At 62.4% G+C, this 17,367-nt stretch carries 17 protein-coding genes; 11 read left to right on the forward strand and 6 right to left on the reverse strand.

From position 1 onward, the window contains the following. Nucleotides 1–51: 51 nt before the first annotated feature. The 4 genes from EK23_RS13185 (at nt 52) to EK23_RS13200 (ending at nt 3,078) form a co-directional block, all read left to right on the forward strand. Complete coding sequence (locus EK23_RS13185; protein ID WP_045225838.1) at nt 52–1,617, forward strand: fused MFS/spermidine synthase; 1,566 nt, start codon at nt 52–54, stop codon at nt 1,615–1,617. A 53-nt stretch (nt 1,618–1,670) separates the two neighbouring features. Beyond that, nucleotides 1,671–2,084: a DUF1924 domain-containing protein gene (locus EK23_RS13190; protein WP_052808164.1), complete on the forward strand. Its 414-nt coding sequence runs from the start codon at nt 1,671–1,673 to the stop codon at nt 2,082–2,084. 71 nt (nt 2,085–2,155) lie between these two features. Continuing rightward, nucleotides 2,156–2,560, forward strand: a complete 405-nt coding sequence (locus tag EK23_RS13195) for a hypothetical protein (protein WP_045225839.1) — start codon at nt 2,156–2,158, stop codon at nt 2,558–2,560. A gap of 71 nt (nt 2,561–2,631) precedes the next feature. Continuing rightward, the gene (locus EK23_RS13200) at nt 2,632–3,078 is read left to right on the forward strand and encodes a cytochrome C (RefSeq protein ID WP_158002504.1); all 447 of its coding nucleotides are present in this window, start codon (nt 2,632–2,634) and stop codon (nt 3,076–3,078) included. 58 nt (nt 3,079–3,136) lie between these two features. On the opposite strand, the gene EK23_RS13205 is transcribed toward EK23_RS13200, so the two are convergent. The 3 genes from EK23_RS13205 to EK23_RS13215 all read right to left on the reverse strand — a co-directional run bounded on the left by EK23_RS13205 (nt 3,137) and on the right by EK23_RS13215 (nt 5,993). Next, complete coding sequence (locus tag EK23_RS13205; RefSeq protein WP_045225841.1) at nt 3,137–3,928, reverse strand: hypothetical protein; 792 nt, start codon at nt 3,926–3,928, stop codon at nt 3,137–3,139. Nucleotides 3,929–4,110: 182 nt separating this feature from the next. Beyond that, nucleotides 4,111–4,794, reverse strand: coding sequence for a hypothetical protein (locus EK23_RS13210; protein ID WP_045225842.1), 684 nt, complete (start codon nt 4,792–4,794; stop codon nt 4,111–4,113). A gap of 413 nt (nt 4,795–5,207) precedes the next feature. After that, nucleotides 5,208–5,993, reverse strand: a complete 786-nt coding sequence (locus tag EK23_RS13215; RefSeq protein WP_052808165.1) for a hypothetical protein — start codon at nt 5,991–5,993, stop codon at nt 5,208–5,210. A 439-nt stretch (nt 5,994–6,432) separates the two neighbouring features. Between EK23_RS13215 and EK23_RS13220 the strand changes: the two genes are divergently transcribed. Continuing rightward, nucleotides 6,433–6,801, forward strand: coding sequence for a hypothetical protein (locus EK23_RS13220; RefSeq protein ID WP_045225843.1), 369 nt, complete (start codon nt 6,433–6,435; stop codon nt 6,799–6,801). A 157-nt stretch (nt 6,802–6,958) separates the two neighbouring features. On the opposite strand, the gene recN is transcribed toward EK23_RS13220, so the two are convergent. From recN to bfr, 3 genes are all read right to left on the reverse strand, one after another. Next, on the reverse strand, nt 6,959–8,638 hold the full coding sequence (gene recN / locus EK23_RS13225; protein ID WP_045225844.1) for a DNA repair protein RecN: 1,680 nt from the start codon (nt 8,636–8,638) through the stop codon (nt 6,959–6,961). Between the two features lie 2 nt (nt 8,639–8,640). Continuing rightward, nucleotides 8,641–9,522, reverse strand: coding sequence for an NAD(+) kinase (locus tag EK23_RS13230; RefSeq protein ID WP_097990971.1), 882 nt, complete (start codon nt 9,520–9,522; stop codon nt 8,641–8,643). Between the two features lie 83 nt (nt 9,523–9,605). After that, entirely contained in the window at nt 9,606–10,070 is a 465-nt protein-coding gene (gene bfr / locus EK23_RS13235) for a bacterioferritin (RefSeq protein ID WP_045225846.1), read from the reverse strand. Nucleotides 10,071–10,239: 169 nt separating this feature from the next. On the opposite strand from bfr, the gene hrcA reads away from it, so the two are divergent. From hrcA to carA, 6 genes are all read left to right on the forward strand, one after another. After that, entirely contained in the window at nt 10,240–11,301 is a 1,062-nt protein-coding gene (hrcA, locus tag EK23_RS13240) for a heat-inducible transcriptional repressor HrcA (protein WP_045225847.1), read from the forward strand. An 81-nt stretch (nt 11,302–11,382) separates the two neighbouring features. Beyond that, nucleotides 11,383–11,997: a nucleotide exchange factor GrpE gene (gene grpE / locus EK23_RS13245; RefSeq protein ID WP_045225848.1), complete on the forward strand. Its 615-nt coding sequence runs from the start codon at nt 11,383–11,385 to the stop codon at nt 11,995–11,997. A gap of 77 nt (nt 11,998–12,074) precedes the next feature. Next, nucleotides 12,075–14,009 (forward strand): molecular chaperone DnaK, encoded by a 1,935-nt coding sequence (gene dnaK, locus EK23_RS13250; RefSeq protein WP_045225849.1) that lies wholly within the window; start codon nt 12,075–12,077, stop codon nt 14,007–14,009. 78 nt (nt 14,010–14,087) lie between these two features. Continuing rightward, nucleotides 14,088–15,227 (forward strand): molecular chaperone DnaJ, encoded by a 1,140-nt coding sequence (gene dnaJ / locus EK23_RS13255; protein WP_045225850.1) that lies wholly within the window; start codon nt 14,088–14,090, stop codon nt 15,225–15,227. Between the two features lie 10 nt (nt 15,228–15,237). After that, a complete protein-coding gene (gene dapB / locus EK23_RS13260; protein WP_045225851.1) occupies nt 15,238–16,059 on the forward strand; it encodes a 4-hydroxy-tetrahydrodipicolinate reductase in 822 nt (273 codons plus the stop codon). 175 nt (nt 16,060–16,234) lie between these two features. Then, nucleotides 16,235–17,362, forward strand: coding sequence for a glutamine-hydrolyzing carbamoyl-phosphate synthase small subunit (gene carA / locus EK23_RS13265; RefSeq protein WP_045225852.1), 1,128 nt, complete (start codon nt 16,235–16,237; stop codon nt 17,360–17,362). Nucleotides 17,363–17,367 lie beyond the last annotated feature (5 nt).

Consider the following 17,367-nt stretch of genomic DNA (forward strand, 5'->3'; position numbering starts at 1 on the left):
GCGCGGTTGAGTCTGCCCCTGCGCCCTTCGGCTGTCTGATTCGAGACGAACATGGCTACTCAATCGAACGTCCGCCCGCCACTAGCCGGGTTGGGGTTTTACGCGACGGTCTTTTGCACCGGCGCTGCCGTTATGATCATCGAACTGCTCGGAACCCGGCTGATTGCGCCTTTCTATGGTGCCAGCCTGTACGTGTGGTCGGCGCAGATTTCGGTCACGATGATCGCCCTGGCCTGCGGCTATTATCTCGGCGGCTGGTGGGCCGATCGTCCGGGCCGCGCGGGGCTGGCGCTGATCGTGGCCATCGCCGGCATCCTGACCTTGCTGATCCCGTGGTTGGCGCGGCCGGTGTTGCTGGCCACCGATGACCTCGGCTTGCGGGGCGGTGCCTTCGTCAGCGCCCTGGCCCTGTTTTTCCCCAGCCTGTTTTTCCTCGGCATGGTCGGCCCTTTCGCCATCAAGCTGGGCACCGAAACCCTGGAAGGGCTTGGCACCCGGGCCGGTTCGATTTATGCGGTCAGCACCCTGGGGAGCGTGATCGGCACCCTGGTACTGGGTTTCTATCTGTTTCCCAGGGTGGGTTCCCGCTCGATTCTGCTGGGCCTGGGCTGGGCCCTGCTGCTGTTGGCCATGTTGGTTGCGTTCATGGAGGGGCGTGCGCGGGGACGGCTGCGGATGTCCCACGCCTATGTCTGCCTGGTTTGCCTCTGCCTGGCGGCGGTGTTCACGCCCATGGTGGTGGACGCCGGCTCAGGCTCAGAGCAGAACTCCCGGTTTCATGTGCAGGCCGAGCAGGAAAGCCTGTATGGCTGGGTGCGGGTGGTCGATTTCGCGGATCAGGACATCCGGACCTTGATGTCCGACGCCTCCACCATCGGCGCAGCCACCATCAAGTCAGGACAGAATCTGCTCAGCTATCAGGCCATTGTGGATATGCTGCCGGCGATCCAACCGCGCATCAGGAAGGCGTTACTGGTCGGACAAGGGGCGGGACACATGGCCATGACCTTGCGCTCGCACTATGGGATCGAGACCGATACTCTGGAGATCGATCCCGCGGTGGCCGAGGCGGCGACCCGCTACTTCGGCTTTTCTCCCACCGGCAAGGCGGTCGTGGGTGATGCGCGTTATGAAATGAGGCGGCTGAGCGGCCCTTACGATCTCATCATCATGGACTGCTTCACCGGAGGCAGCGAGCCTTCGCACCTCCTGACCGTCGAGACGCTGGAACACCTTCGGGGCATGCTGAGCAAGGACGGCATCCTGGCGTTGAACTTCGTTGCCTTTGCCGATCAGGGCCATAATCCCGCGCTAGCATCGGTGGCGAAGACCCTGGCCCAGGTGTTCGGCCACCAGACAGTCTTCGTGTCGGAACCCGGCGACGATTTCAACGACTTCATCTTCCTGGCCTCGGAACGGCCGGTGGATGTGTCCGGGTCTGGTCTTTCAACGGAGCAGTTGGCCTGGCTGCGGCAGCGGGCGTTTCAAGTGGACCAGGGGCCGGGAACGGTCCTGACCGATGACTTCAACCCCCTGGAGCACTTGCAAGCGCGCAAGTCGGAGCGCTACCGCGAGACCATGGTGGAATGGTACGGCAGGGACATGCTGATCCGATGAGTCTTGGTACCCGCAGTTCGAGGTAATGACCTAGAAGCACACACGAGAGAAGCATGCGTAAACGATTCATACGGCCGCTGCTGGCGGCATCCTTGCTCGGTGTTAACGCGGCGGGTCTGGCCATGCAGCCCACGGATTTTCTGGAGGAGTTCCGCCAGCAGGCCGCCGCTGACAACGCCGCCTTTGCCGGCTTCGACGCCGCCCGGGGCGAGCAGTTCTTCAAAAGCAAGCATGGTGACTGGAGTTGTGCCAGCTGCCATACGGACGACCCGCGCACTGAGGGTAAGCACGCAGTGACGGAGAAGCGCATCAAGCCCCTGGTGCCTGCCGCCAATCCGGAACGCTTCACGGATTCCCGTAAGGTGGCCAAATGGTTCAAACGCAATTGCAAGGATGTGCTGGATCGCGAATGCAGGGCGCAGGAAAAGGGCGACGTGCTTACTTACCTGATTCAGTTGACCAAGTGATGGCGCGCCAATTGGTAAGTCTTCGGCCGATAGGCCGGGCGCTGATGTGGATGCTTGGCCTGACGGTTTGTATGGAGCCTGCTTGGGCCATTCGACATCCCCACGCGCCGCCGCCGCCCCAGTATGTGGAAGAGTGCGGGGGCTGCCATCTGCCCTATGCGGCGGAATTCCTGTCCGCAGAGGGCTGGAAGCAGCTGATGGGCAATCTGAACGATCATTTCAAGGTGGATGCGGAGATCGACTCGGGGAATGCCAAATCGATTCTGGCTTATCTCGTCAAACACGCCGGCCACAAGTCGAGTTTCGATCCGGGGCCCGCGAAACTCAAGATCACGCAAACCCGCTGGTTCCGCGGCACCCACGCTGACGCATCGCGTGGGCATTGGCCGAAGCACAAGACCCGCTCCAATTGTCAGGCCTGTCATCCCAAGGCGGGAGAGGACGACTTCACGGCGCTGAGCGATCCGGATTTCTGAGTGCGATGCCCACCCCCTCAATCGAGCAAAAAAGCCCTTCCATACCGCGATGCGAGGGGCGGCGGCGCCCGTTGAAATCCACCTGGATTATGGCGGTGCTGCTCGTCAGCACCGGCGTCGAGGCGCGGTTGTTCGACGACGGTCAGTTATCGAAGATGGATGCGGGGTACCGGGAAGAATGCGGCAGTTGTCATGTCGCCTATCCCGCCGCGTTTCTGCCGGCCGCCTCGTGGCGGGCCATCCTGGGATCGCTGGACGACCACTTCAAGGTGGATGCGACGCTGGAAGAATCCAGCCTTCCGGCCATTCAGACGTATCTGAAGGAGCATGCCGGGCGCGACGCGGCGCCCGGTATGCAAGCGCCTCCGTGCATCACCAAGGCGCCCTGGTTCGTGCCCAAGCACGCGCGGGTGCGTGGGGCCGGGTGGCCCCGCGTGAAGACTTTATCCAATTGCCCGGCCTGTCATCTCGAGGCCGAAAGCGGCCGCTTCGCCAGGATCGTCGCCAAGGGGCGTTAGGTTTGCGGGCGCTGTTGCGGCGCTCCGCGTCCCACTGCCGCGGCTCATTTCTCCTAGCTCATTTGTGTCCCGGCTTGCCCTTCTTCGGCTGTGCCGGCCAGTAGTTGGGAATCGGCAGATTGGCGTCGATATCCTTGTCGGAAGCCGTCACCGTCACGCTGAAGCCCTTCCCGTTACAAGAGGCGGGCAGGGGGTTATGTTCCAGGTCACGCTTGAAGACCAGGCGCATCTCGTTCTCGCCAATGCCATGCAAGGAGTTTGGAAATTTTGCCGTGGTGTGCTCCATCCAGATGTTGGCATCGCCGGTGGCAGGAACCGGGGTGATCTTGCAAATGTCAGCCGCTACCGGCTTGACGGTGACCTGGGTGGCGCATGTTTCGATGGCAGAATCTGCGTCCCAGAAGAAAAGTGGCGTGATGAAAAGGGGCACTTCACCGTTGAAGCATTGCTGGTAATGCCCGCCGGTCGCGCTGAAGCCAATGTTGTTCCCCAGGCTGTCCTTCTTCAATTGCAGGGTCTTGAAGATGCGGGTGTCCCAAAAGGGCGTGACGATGCCGGGGCCATAATTCTGAAGGATGTTGCTCAAGTCCACAGCCTCGCCATTATCGTCACGGATCGCGACCGGTTCCACCGTGGGGAAAACGAAACTGTAGGCGATCACCTCGGGATAGATCGGGTTGCCATTGGCATCGAAGGTCGTGGCATCGCAGGAATGCTGAATCAGGACGGTGGAGAGCGTCTGGCTTTCCACAATGGTGTTGTTGAGGATGACATCGTGCGCCGATACGGGCTGCGCGGCGAACGCCGACAGTATCAGTGCGGGAAGAACGGTGTTGGTTTTGCTGGACATGCGGATGGCCTCATTGTGGCTATGGTTCGGGCGAATAAGCCTTGCGGAATTGTCCGCAGCATCCCTCCGCCCATTCTTTCCAAAGTAAAGCGCCGGACTTAGGCCCGGCGCTTCGTCTGTTCGTGCAACCCTGGCGCGAGCCCTGTTTCGGCGACGCCTTGGCAGCTTCGAACGAGCTCAACTCACCAGAAGCCCGGGATCGGCAGCTTGGCGTTGACTTCGGCGGTGGTGGGGCTGACCGTTTCCTCGGTGCCGTCGCCACAGGACGGGTCGAGCGGGTTAGCCGACAGGTCGCGGTTGATCGTCAACGTCGCCGGTTCGTCGGTGCCGTAGCCATCAATGCCATTGGCAGCGGCCTGGGCCACGATGCCGGTAGAGGGACCGCCGGTCAGGGCCGGCATCCAGATATTGACCTTGCCCGGGCGGATTTTCGGGTTGTTGTTCTGGCAGATGTCGGCCACGACCAGCACGACATTCAATTTTTTGACACAGGACTCAGCCACGAAGTTGGGTGCGGTGAAGGCGAATTTCACTCGGCCCCGGCTGATAGTCTGCAGGGTGGCACCGCGGCCGGAGAACCCGAGGGCATTGCCCAGGGAATCGAGTTTCTCCGCTTGGTTGGGGAACAGGTTGGGCGATACGGTATCAACCAGTCCGGCCAGGTTACCTTGTTCAATGCTGCTGATGTCAGCGCCCGGGAAAACCACGCTTTGGGCGACGATCGCATTCACGCCGCCGGTGGGGGTCTCGCAGCCGTGGTTGATGGCCAGCGTGATATCGGCGGTTTCGCCCTCGGTGATCTGGGTGGTTATTTCGTCGTGTGCGAAAGCGTTGGAGCCCGCCATGGTCGCCGCCAGGGCGAACATGATGGGACGGAGTGTTGCTTTGGACATGTGTGCTGCCTTTGAATCGTTAAGTTAAGAGTGTTGGGTGCCCGGCAATCCTTCCGCTGGACCGGCGCCGTCCTTTGGCCCATCCGCCCTGACTGGCCGGACCGGGCACGCCAGAATCAGGCACATGTTTCGTGCCATGGATGAAACGTATTTAAAAACAGTTAATTATGTCGTCTTGTCGGGCTGCTTCAGGGTATGCCTGTGGCAGTTCACAAGAAATTTGCGTGAGCTAACTCAAGACAATTTCTTATGCGGCAGAGGCGTGTGGCGACGTCATGGCGGCAAGTTCAGTCGCTGTTTAACTCCCGCTTCAACTGTGCCGTGTCAGATAAAAAAACAGCCCGGCGTAAGCCGGGCTGCGGTGGCCAAAATGCCGTCCCGGTGGTTTACCGGGCGGAAGGCCAGTAACGAGGAATCGGCAGATCGCGGTTGATCTGGGCCGCGGTGGGCACGACGCGGACTTCCTGGCCCAGGCCGCAACTGGCGTCCAGCGGGGTGCTGCGGGTCACGGTGAGGGTGGCCGGAGAGTTGAAGCCATGCAGGCCGGGGCCGTCGAAATCGGAGCCCACCGCCGGCGTCCACAGGTTCACGACCTCGTCGCTGAACTTGGTCTTGCTGGTGACCTTGCAGATATCGGCAATGGCCAGCACATACTGGACGCTCTTGGCACAGCTACCCTCATTGACGAAGACCGCGCCGGGACGGAAGGGCAGCAGGGAGATGTAGTCCAGCCCTGGCAGGCTGCCGTCCTTTGCATAGAAGCCTACCGAGTTGCTGGTCGTGGGATCGCGCTTGATATCCTCGCTATTGAAGACGTCGCGGCTCTTGACCTTGTCCGGGTGGAAAACCGCGCCGCCGTCGACGAAGTCCTCCAGGCTGCCCTCGTAGGCAACGTAATCGTTGGCGGTTTGACCGGCGGGAACGGCGTCGCGAATCTGGACGGTGGCGCTCTCGTCGGGGAACACCACGCTGGTGGCGATCACCGGGGTGCTGTTGGAGTTGGTCACGGCATTATGGCAGCCGTGGGTAGTCGCGGTGGCGTTGTACACGTTGGCGCCGGAAGCAACGGTCGGAGTTTGCAGCCGGGTGTGCGCGATGGCACCCTGGCTGGCCAGTGCGACGGCGGAAGCGATGGCGGCGAGTGCTAAAGGACGTACTTTCTTGTTGTTCATTGGTATCCCCCATTGGGTGATGTGTTTTGCGTTTTTGGTTTGGGCGGCTTCCCTGCCTGCAAAGAGTCGTCGTTGACGACGCTGCAAGTCCGTTGAACCGCTTGGGTCAACGCGCAAGAGAACGCAAATGCAATGCCACAGGCTCAGACCCTTGCCTATCAATGGCTTGTGGGTCAATTGACTGAGTTGTAGGGATTGGTATGCGGTAGATGCCGCAAAAGCTAAGGCATCTCACGATCTCTGAATAGAGAAAGTCTTATGCCGGCGGCTCCCGTGGCCCGTTGTGAGGTAAAGTGCTGAAAGCGACGGCGAGGCGTCACGGAAACAGGGAGTTTCCCCGAAGTGTGAGGTAGTTCGCATTTTTCGCCTGACGCTGGTGGGCGAGTGCCGCTAGCCTTTTTGTCAGTGTTTCGCTGCAAAAGGGCAGGAGGAGGTTTCCATGAGTTCAGTGGTCAGGCATTTTGATCTCGCGGGTGGCTTCGGGGTCGCATCGGAGTCCAGCCGAATCAAGAAGTTCGCACTCGTGTCGGCGGGCGCGATCTTATTCCTGCTTTTCTGGGACAGTGTGCTTCCGGCCTTGGCGCATCTGCTCATTTTGGGCCTGGAGGTGCTGGAAGCCCTAATGGATCACATGCTGGAGTCGGTGTTCGGTCTGGACGCATGGACTGCGCAGTTGGTGACGGCCTGGACCGGATTTTTCATCGGTCTGAAGATCGCCTTCGTGCTGGCGCGGAAGCTGCGCGAGGTCTATCGCCGGGTAACGGCCCGGGTCTTGGCCTGGTGCGACAGCCACAACCTGCATCTCTAGATTTAGACTTTTTGCGGTCACGAACAGCCGCCTGGGGCGGCTGTTCTCGTTGATTGGGGTATGTAGGCGTCGAAGCCGGAAGGCCAAAACGAAGACCTCCAGGAGCTATACCGCACCCCTCATAGGGCCTGGCGGGAGGCGAAACCCCGCGCAGGGATCAGCGGTTCGTAGCGCTGTTCAACATTTCTTCCGCATGGGCCAGGGTCTGCTCGGTGATGCGCACGCCGCCGAGCATGCGGGCGATCTCGTGCTTGCGCTGCTCCCGGTCCAGTTCGCGCACGCCCGTCTGGGTGCGGCCCGACTGGCTGGTCTTCTCCACCAGCAGGTGTTGATGACCCTGCGCCGCAACCTGATGCAAATGGGTGACGCAGAATACCTGGCGTCCGACGCCCAGGGCCTGCAATTTCTGACCGACGATCTCGGCCACGCCGCCGCCGATGCCGGAATCCACCTCGTCGAATACCAGGGTCGGGGTGGTCTTGGCATCGGTGGCGGCCACTTGAATGGCGAGGCTGATGCGGGACAACTCGCCGCCGGATGCGACCTTGCCCAAGGGACGCGGCGGCAATCCCGGATTTGCGCTCACCAGGAATTCGATGCGGTCATTGCCCTGGGGTGCCGGCGCGGCGTCCTCCTCGACGCTGGTCTGCACCAGGAAATCTCCCTGCGGCATGCCGAGTTCCCGGATCATGCCGGTGATCTGAGCCTGCAGGCGGGCAGCCGCGGCCTGCCGGCTCTGGGTCAGGCGCGCGGCTGCCTGGTCGAAGCTGGCCTTGGCTCCCGCCAGTTCGGTTTCCAGCGCTTCCGCGCGGCCGCTACCCAGTTCGATGGCGTTGAGTTCGACGCGCAGGGATTCCAGGTGCGCGGCGAGTTCCCTTGGGCCCACTTGGTGTTTGCGGGCCAGGCGATGCAGGACGCCGAGCTTTTCGTCCAGCCAGACCAGACGCGCCGGGTCCGCTTCCAGTCGCTCCAGGCCGCGGCGCAGCAATTGGCTGGCTTCCTTGACCTGGATCTGCGCTTCCCGCAACAACTGCAGTGGCTCCTCGAATTCCGGGGCGAGGCGCGCGACGTCTTCCAGTTCGTGGCAGGCCTGGGTCAAAAGGGCGTTGGCCGAGTGCTGCTCGTCCTCGTAGACGCGGTCTAACTGGCCTTGGCCGGTGCCCAAGATCTTGCCCACGTTGGCCTGGCGCACCTGCTCCTCGGACAGCGCCTCGTAATCCAGGGAGTCCACCTCCATCTGCTCCATTTCCGCGATCTGGTAACGCAGCAGTTCTTCCTTTGCAGCTCCGGTAGAGGCGGCTTCGCGCGCCTGTTCCAACTGCTGGCGCAGGGCACGCCAGCGTCGGGCGTGTTCAGCGACTTCACTCAGCAAGTCGCGGTTGCCTGCGTAGCCGTCCAGCAGGCGGCGCTGCTCGTCCGCTTGCAGCAGGCGCAGATGGGCGTGCTGGCCATGGATCTCGACCAGGCCCGAGGCCAGTTCCTGCAAGGCTTGCAAGGTGGTGGGGCGGCCATTGATGAAGGCCTTGGAACGGCCGTCGGCATTGACCACGCGCCGGATGAGGCAGTTGCCGTCCTCATCCAGCATGGCGTTCTCCGCCAGCCAGGCCTGCGCTTCGGGGGCGTCGGTGAGGGAGAAGGACAGGTTGATCTCGGCGCGGGCGGCCCCGGGGCGAACAAAGCCCGAGTCGGCACGCTCGCCCAGGGCCAAGGCCAAGGCGGTGAGCAGGATGGACTTGCCGGCGCCGGTCTCGCCGGTCAGCACGGTCAGTCCCTCCTTTAAATCCAGGTCCAGCGCTTCAACCACCGCCAGCTCCTTGATGCTCAGATTCTCCAGCATGCTCAGCTCCGGTAGCCGCTACTCCAATGCAGTTTTGCCCGCAGGATCTCGAAGAAGTCGTAGTCCAGCGGGTGCAGGATGCGGAACGGGCGGTCCTTTACGATCTCGATGCGGTCGGTGATCTCCACGTCCGGTATGGAGATGCTGTCGCAGGTGACCTGGGCGCGGAACTGCTTGCTGGGACGGAAGGTGATTTCCACCACGCTGTCGTCGGCGATGACCACCGGGCGGTTGCTCAGGGTGTGCGGGTTGATGGGCACCAGCACGATGGCATTGAGGGTCGGATACAGGATCGGGCCGCCGCCGGAGAGGGCATAGGCGGTAGAGCCAGTGGGGGTGGAGACGATCAGGCCGTCGGAGCGCTGGGAGTTGAAGAAGTGACCGTCAATGGAGGTGACGATCTCGATCATGCTGGTGGCGGTAAAGCTGTGGATGACCGCCTCGTTCACCGCCGTCTGCTCGTAGATCACCTGCCCGTTGCGGATGATGCGGGTGCGCAGGAGATGGCGCTGCTCGGCGCTATAGTGGCCGTCCAGAATTTCGTCCAGGCGCGCCAGGGAATCCTGCGGCGAAATGTCCACCAGAAAGCCCAGGCGGCCCAGGTTGACGCCGATCAGCGGGACATCGTGCTCGGACAGCAGGCGGGCGGCGCAGAGGAGCGTGCCGTCGCCGCCTACCACGATGGCCAGATCGCAGGCGCTGCCCAGGTCCTTGAGAAGTCGCACCTGCTCCGGTGTGTGCTCCACCAGTGGCGCGCAACCACGTTCCAACAGCACCTCCCGGCCGCGCGCGAGCAGGTGCTGGTTCAACGATGTCAGGGTTTCCGCGATATGCGGCGCATCCGGCTTGCCTACCAGGGCGACGCGCCGGAACGGCTGCTGCACGGCGTGATTCTGGGCGCTGTTCTCCATCAGCGATGCAGCAGTCGGTTGGGCGGGGGCGTGTCTCTTCGCTGGGACAGGCAGAGTTACATCTGCGACTGCAGGTAGTTATGGATTCCCACGGAATCGATCAGGGACAACTGGGTTTCCAGCCAGTCGATGTGTTCTTCCTCGTCCTCCAGGATTTCCGTCAGGAGGTCGCGGGATACGAAGTCGGCGGCAGTTTCGCAGTAGGCGATGGCTTCCTTGAGCAGCACATGCGCCTGGTGCTCAAGGTCCAGATCGCAACGCAGCATTTCCGCGGGGTTCTCGCCGATGCGCAACCGGCCCAGTTCCTGCAGGTTGGGCAGTCCTTCCAGGAACAGGATGCGCTCGATCAGTTCGTCGGCGTGCTTCATCTCGTCGATGGATTCCTTGTAGACCTTTTCGTTGAGCTTGTGGAAGCCCCAATTCTTGTACATGCGGGCATGCAGGAAGTACTGGTTGATGCCGATCAGCTCGTTGGCCAGTACCCGGTTCAGATATTCGATGACTTTGTTTTCGCCTTGCATAGTGAGGCTCCTTGGGACAGTCGGGTGGCGTGTGGGTGCAGCAAGACCCGCGCCGCGCGGGCCCGCCGATGCCGGCTATAGTATGTGCTTCTTGACACATTATCTAGGGGTTGCTAATTTTGGCACTCATATCAACAGAGTGCTAACTCCACATCCTTCGAGGGTCTGCGTGGCGAATCATCCCGAGTTGAGCGAACGCGCACAGTACCTGCTCAAGGTGCTGGTGGAGCGTTACATCAACGACGGTCAGCCAGTCGGTTCCCGTGCCCTGTCCCGGGACGGTGGACTCAAGCTCAGCCCGGCCACCATCCGCAATGTGATGGCTGATTTGGAGGACCTAGGCCTCATCACCGCGCCGCATACCTCGGCCGGCCGTATGCCCACGGTCAGCGGCTACCGTTTCTTCGTCGATTCCTTGTTGACGGTGCGTCCCCTCAAGCAGGAACTGGCGCTGCAGTTCCAGCATGACCTGGATACCTCGGAAGACCCGGACGAAGTGCTGGAGCGCGCCTCGCGCCTGCTTGCCGACATGACCCACATGGCGGGCCTGGTCTCGGTGCCGCGGCGGGAAACCACCACCTTTCGCATGATCGAGTTCCTGCCCCTGTCGGAGCAGCGCATACTCGCCATCCTGGTCACCAACGAGCAGGAAGTTCAGAACAAGATCATCCAGCCTTCGCGGCGTTTCAGCGCGGCGGAGCTGACCTCGGCCGCCAACTACCTTAACGCTGTCTACGGTGGCCTGGATCTGGCTACGGTGCGGGAGAGCCTGTTGAAGGACTTGCGCGAGACCCGCGACCGCATGAACCAGGAAGTCCTCAATGCCAGCGAGATCGCCGAGCTGGCGCTCACGGGGCGCGAGCGGCGCGAGAAGAAGCCCTATCTTCTTTCGGGCCAGACCAACCTGATGGACTTCGGCGAGCTGGCCAGCATGGACAAGCTGCGCACCCTGTTTTCCGCCTTCCAGCAGAAGGAGGACATGGTGCATCTGCTGGAGCGCTGCCTGGACACGCCGGGCGTGAAGATCTTCATCGGCGAGGAATCCGGCTGCGAGGCCTTGGAACCCTGCAGTCTGGTGACGGCCCCCTATGCCGTGGACTCCGGCACCGTCGGCGTGTTGGGCGTCATCGGGCCCACCCGCATGGAATATGAGCGCGTCATTCCCCTGGTCGACCTGACGGCAAAATTGTTGGGCGCCACCTTGAATCAGAAGTCTTTGTCCCCATCTTAACGCGGACACTTCAGAACCCTTAGTCGCGGCGGGTGCCCTCAGGGCACATCCCGCCTCAGCCCACATTATTCAGGAGCAACGATGAGTGAAGACCACCCTTTGCAGGAAGTCCCGCAGGAAACCGAGATAAGCGTGAAGCCGGTGGAGGGAGAGAGTCAGTCCCAGGAAGAGCCGGCCACCGAGGCCCAGGTTACAGCCGAGCAACTGGCCGCGGAACTGGCCGAGGCGAGAAGGGCCGCCGAGGAGAACTGGGACAAGGCGGTAAGGGCCCAGGCGGAAATGGAAAACCTGCGCCGGCGCACCGACAAGGACCTGCAGAACGCTCACAAATACGGTCTGGAGAAATTCGCCAAGGAACTGCTGCCGGTGCTCGACAGCCTGGAACTGGGCATACAGGCGGCGGCGGGAGACAGCCCCGAGGTGGCCAAGTTGCGGGAGGGCAGCGAACTGACCCTCAAGCAGTTCCGCAACGTGCTGGAAAAGTTCAACGTGGTGCCGGTGGAGCCCCTGGGCCAGCGCTTCAATCCCGACCTGCATCAAGCCATGGCCATGGAGCCCAGCACCAGCGCGGAGCCCAACACCGTGGTCAAGGTGTTCCAGAAGGGCTATCTGCTCAACGACCGCTTGCTGCGCCCCGCCATGGTGGTGATTGCCCAGGCGGTGGCCGAGCAGCCTCATCTGGACGAGAAGGCTTGAAATCCCGGAAGGCGCTCCCCATAAACTGACCAGACCGAAATTTCCCATAACAATCAGAATTCAGCTTGGAGATCTAAATGGCCAAAATCATCGGAATCGACCTGGGCACCACCAATTCCTGCGTGGCGGTGCTGGAAGGCGGCAAGGCACGCGTGATCGAGAACAGCGAAGGCGCCCGCACGACGCCTTCCATCATCGCCTACTCCAGCGAAGGCGAGGTGCTGGTCGGCCAGTCCGCGAAGCGCCAGGCGGTGACCAATCCCAAGAACACCCTGTTCGCCATCAAGCGCCTGATCGGCCGCCGCTTCAAGGATGACGTGGTGCAGAAGGACATCAAGATGGTGCCCTACAAGATCGCCGAGGCGGACAATGGCGACGCCTGGGTGGACATCAATGGCAAGAAGATGGCGCCGCCGGAGATTTCCGCGCGAGTCTTGATGAAGTTGAAGAAGGACGCCGAAGCCTATCTGGGTGAGGAAGTGAAGGAAGCCGTCATCACCGTGCCGGCTTATTTCAACGACTCCCAGCGCCAGGCCACCAAGGACGCCGGCCGCATCGCAGGCCTCGAGGTCAAGCGCATCATCAACGAGCCCACCGCCTCGGCCCTGGCCTACGGCATGGACAAGCAGCGCGGCGACCAGAAGATCGCGGTCTATGACCTGGGCGGCGGCACCTTCGACATCTCCATCATCGAGATCGCGGAAGTGGACGGCGAGCACCAGTTCGAGGTGCTTTCCACCAACGGCGACACCTTCCTGGGCGGCGAGGACTTCGACCTCCGCATCATCGATTACCTGGCGGACGAGTTCAAGAAGGAGCAGGGCATCGATCTGCACAACGATTCCCTGGCCTTGCAGCGTCTGAAAGAGAGCGCGGAAAAGGCCAAGATCGAGTTGTCCTCCAGCCAGCAGACCGAGATCAATCTGCCGTACATCACGGCGGATGCCTCGGGTCCCAAGCACCTGAACATGAAGTTGACCCGCGCCAAGCTGGAAGCCCTGGTGGAAGACCTGATCGAGCGCACCAAGGGCCCCTGCCTGACCGCCCTGAAGGATGCCGGCCTCAAGCCTTCCGAGATCGACGAGGTGATCCTGGTGGGTGGCCAGACCCGCATGCCCAAGGTGCAGGATTTCGTGAAGGATATCTTCGGCAAGGAGCCGCGCAAGGACGTCAACCCGGACGAGGCCGTGGCCCTGGGTGCCGCCATCCAGGCGGGCGTGCTGGGCGGTCAGGTGAAAGACGTGCTGCTGCTGGACGTGACCCCGCTGTCACTGGGCATCGAGACCCTGGGTGGCGTCATGACCAAGTTGATCGAGAAGAACACCACGATTCCCACGAAGACCAGCCAGGTGTTTTCCACTGCCGAGGATAACCAGTCCGCGGTGACCGTGCACGTGCTCCAGGGCGAGCGCGAAATGGCGCGCGACAACAAGTCCCTGGGCCGCTTCGACCTGTCGGACATCCCCATGGCGCCGCGCGGCGTGCCGCAGATCGAGGTCACCTTCGACATCGACGCCAACGGCATCCTGCATGTGGGCGCGAAGGACAAGGCCACCGGCAAGGAGAACAAGATCGTCATCAAGGCCTCCAGCGGACTTTCCGACGAGGAAGTCAAGCAGATGATCAAGGAAGCCGAGATGCACGCGGAGGAAGACCGCCGGATGCACGAACTGGTGAACGCGCGCAATCACGCCGACGCGGTGATTCACGCCGCCAACAAGACCGTGCATGAACTGGGTGACAAGGTCCAGGCTGACGAGAAGACCAAGATCGAGGAAGCCATCAAGGAGCTCAAGGCGGCGATGGATGGTGACAGCAAGGACGCGATCGAGAGCAAGACCCAGGCGCTGACCGAGGTCTCCGGCAAGCTGGCCGAGCGCCTCTATGCCCAGGGCGGTCCTGGCGGCGGCGAGCCGCCGGAGGGCGGGGCTGGCGGCGGCTCCGAGGAAGGCACCAAGACCGACGACGTTGTCGATGCAGAGTTCGAGGAAGTCAAGGAAAACAAGAGCTAAGTTGCCGGCAACCCTTAAGGACCGCCGCCTATCAACCCTTGAATAGCCGCAGGTGTCGAGCCTGCGGCTCATTGCATTATGGCCAAAGAAGATTATTACGAACTGCTCGGTGTGCCGCGCAACGCGAGCGACAGCGACATCAAGAAGAGCTTTCGCCGGCTCGCGATGAAGTATCATCCGGACCGCAACAAGGACAATCCCGAGGCCGAGGAGAAGTTCAAGAAGATAAAGGAGGCCTATGAGATCCTGTCGGATGGCAAAAAGCGCTCCGCCTACGATCAGTTCGGGCATGCCGGCGTCGATCCCAGCATGGGTGGCGGCGGAGGCTTCGGCGGCTTCGGCGGTGAGAGTTTCAGCGACATCTTCAGCGACGTATTCGGCGACATCTTCGGGGGCGGCGGTGGCCGTCGCCAGGGCCGAGCCCAGCGCGGCGGCGATTTGCGCTACAACCTGGACCTGAGCCTTGAGGAAGCGGTTTCCGGCACCGAGGTGAAGATCCGGGTACCCACCTACGTGACTTGCGGCGAATGCAGCGGCTCCGGCGCCAAGAAGGGTTCGGGGCCGGTCACCTGCACCACCTGTCATGGACAGGGGGCCATCCGCATGCAGCAGGGCTTCTTCGCCGTGCAGCAGACCTGTCCCGCCTGCCGCGGCAGCGGACAGCAGATCAAGGACCCGTGCCGCGCCTGTGGCGGCCAGGGTCGCGTACAAGAGACCAAGACCCTGTCGGTCAAGATACCGCCTGGCGTCGACGTGGGCGACCGCATCCGCCTGGCGGGCGAAGGCGAGGCCGGGGAGGCGGGCGGGCCGGCCGGCGATCTGTATGTGCAGATCAACGTCAAGGAGCATCCCATATTTACCCGCGACGGCGCCAACCTCTACTGCGAGGTGCCCATCAGCTTCCCCACCGCCTGCCTGGGCGGGGAACTCGCTGTGCCTACCTTGGATGGCAAGGTGATGCTGAAAATCCCCTCGGAAACCCAGACCGGCAAGCTGTTCCGCCTGCGCGGCAAGGGTGTCAAGCCGGTGCGTGGCGGCGAGATCGGCGATCTGCTGTGCCGGGTGCGGGTGGAAACGCCGGTGCACCTGACCAAGGAACAGGAAGAGATCATCCGCAAGCTGGACGAATCCCTCAGCGGCGGCGGCAGCACCCATAGTCCGCAGGCCCATGGCTGGCTGGACGGCGTGAAGCAATTCTTCGACAAGTTGGGTCTGTGAGGCGCATGGCATGACAAATCAGAACCTGATCCGTATCGGCATCGTCGGCGCCGCAGGACGCATGGGGCAGACCCTGCTGCGGGCCGTCTTCAACACGCCTGGCACGTTGCTCGGGGCGGCCATCGAGCGCAAGGACAGCCCTGCCGTGGGCCGTGACGCGGGAGAAATCGCTGGCCTGATGCGCCTGGATATTCCGGTGGTGGACGATCTGGCGGCCGTCATCGCGCAGTTGGATGTCCTCATCGACTTCACCCGCCCGGAATCCACCTTGGAGCATGTGCGCCTGTGCGCGCAGCATGGCGTCCGTCTGGTGATCGGCACCACCGGCTTCACGCCGGAGCAGCGCCAGACCATCGAACAGGCCGCGCAAGGCTTGGCCATGGTGCTGGCGCCCAATATGAGCGTGGGGGTCAATCTATCCCTCAAGCTGTTGGAAATGGCGGCCAAGGTCATGGGTGACTACACCGATATCGAGATTGTCGAAGCCCATCACCGCCACAAGGTGGATGCGCCTTCCGGCACCGCCTTGCGCATGGGCGAGGTGGTGGCCAAGGCCCTGGGCCGGGATCTGGCCGACTGCGCGGTCTACGGGCGCGAGGGCATCACCGGCGAGCGTGACCGCAAGACCATCGGCTTCTCCACCATCCGCGCCGGCGACATCGTGGGCGAGCACACGGTGATGTTCGTCGACGAGGGCGAGCGCATCGAAATCACCCACAAGGCGTCCAGCCGCATGACCTTCGCCCGGGGCGCGGTGCGCGCGGCGCAGTGGATCATGGCCAAGGAGAAGGGACTGTTCGACATGCAGGATGTGCTCGGACTGAAGGCTTGACCGCGATTTTCCAAAGGCAACGATCGCGGGCGTGGTCTTCCATCCTCTACGGTACGGGCGCCGCATAGACAGAGAGGGGGCTTTTCCCTTAGAATTCCCTCAGATAATCGAGATTGATCACGACGGGAAGGGCCCAAGGGTTCGTCCCGTTTTGCATGTTTGAGGTGAGGAAAACTTGAAGACGCCCGCACTGCTCGCGCTGGAGGACGGTACCGTATTCCGCGGTGTTTCCATTGGCGCTGATGGTTGCTCGGTGGGTGAGGTGGTGTTCAACACCTCCCTGACCGGCTACCAGGAGATCGTGACCGATCCCTCCTATGCCCGCCAGATCGTGACGCTGACCTATCCCCACATCGGGAACGTGGGCGTCAATGCGGAGGACGTGGAGTCTTCCGGCATTTTCGCCTCAGGGCTGGTGGTGCGCGATGTGCCGGCGCGGGTCAGCAACTGGCGCTCGCAGCAGAGCCTGGGCGACTATCTCAGGGAACGGGGCGTGGTCGGCATTGCCGGCATCGACACCCGCAAGCTCACCCGCATCCTGCGCGACAAGGGCGCACAGCGCGGCTGCCTGATGGCTGGCGCGAGCCTGGATGAAGCCGAGGCGGTGCGACAGGCCCAGGGCTTTCCCGGCTTGCAGGGCATGGACCTGGCCAAGGAAGTCTGCGTCAGCGAAGCCTATGAGTGGACCGAGACGGAATGGGTGCTGGACTCAGGCTACGGCCAGGCCGAATCACCCCGTTACCGCGTGGTGGCCTACGACTTCGGCATCAAGCGCAACATACTGCGGATGCTAGCCCAGCGCGGTTGCCGGTTGACAGTGGTGCCGGCGCAAACCCCGGCCCGCGAGGTGCTGGCCATGAAGCCGGACGGCGTATTCCTGTCCAACGGCCCCGGCGATCCGGAACCTTGCGACTACGCCATCGCCGCCATCCGCGAGATTCTGGAGCAGCGCGTCCCGGTGTTCGGCATCTGTTTGGGCCATCAATTGCTGGGCCTGGCCAGCGGCGCCAGGACGGTGAAGATGAAGTTCGGCCACCACGGTGCCAATCATCCCGTGCAGGAACTGGCCACCGGCCAGGTGATGATCACCAGCCAGAACCACGGATTCGCGGTTGATGAGGCCAGCCTTCCGGCCCATCTGAAGCCAACCCATCGTTCCCTGTTCGACGGCAGCTTGCAGGGCGTCGAGCGCACCGATTGTCCGGCCTTCAGCTTCCAGGGGCATCCCGAGGCCAGCCCGGGACCCCACGACCTGGCGCCGCTGTTCGACCGTTTCATCGCCTCCATGCGCTCCGGCCACTAATTTCC

Origin of the sequence: Methyloterricola oryzae (genome assembly GCF_000934725.1) — a bacterium.
GTDB lineage: Bacteria > Pseudomonadota > Gammaproteobacteria > Methylococcales > Methylococcaceae > Methyloterricola > Methyloterricola oryzae.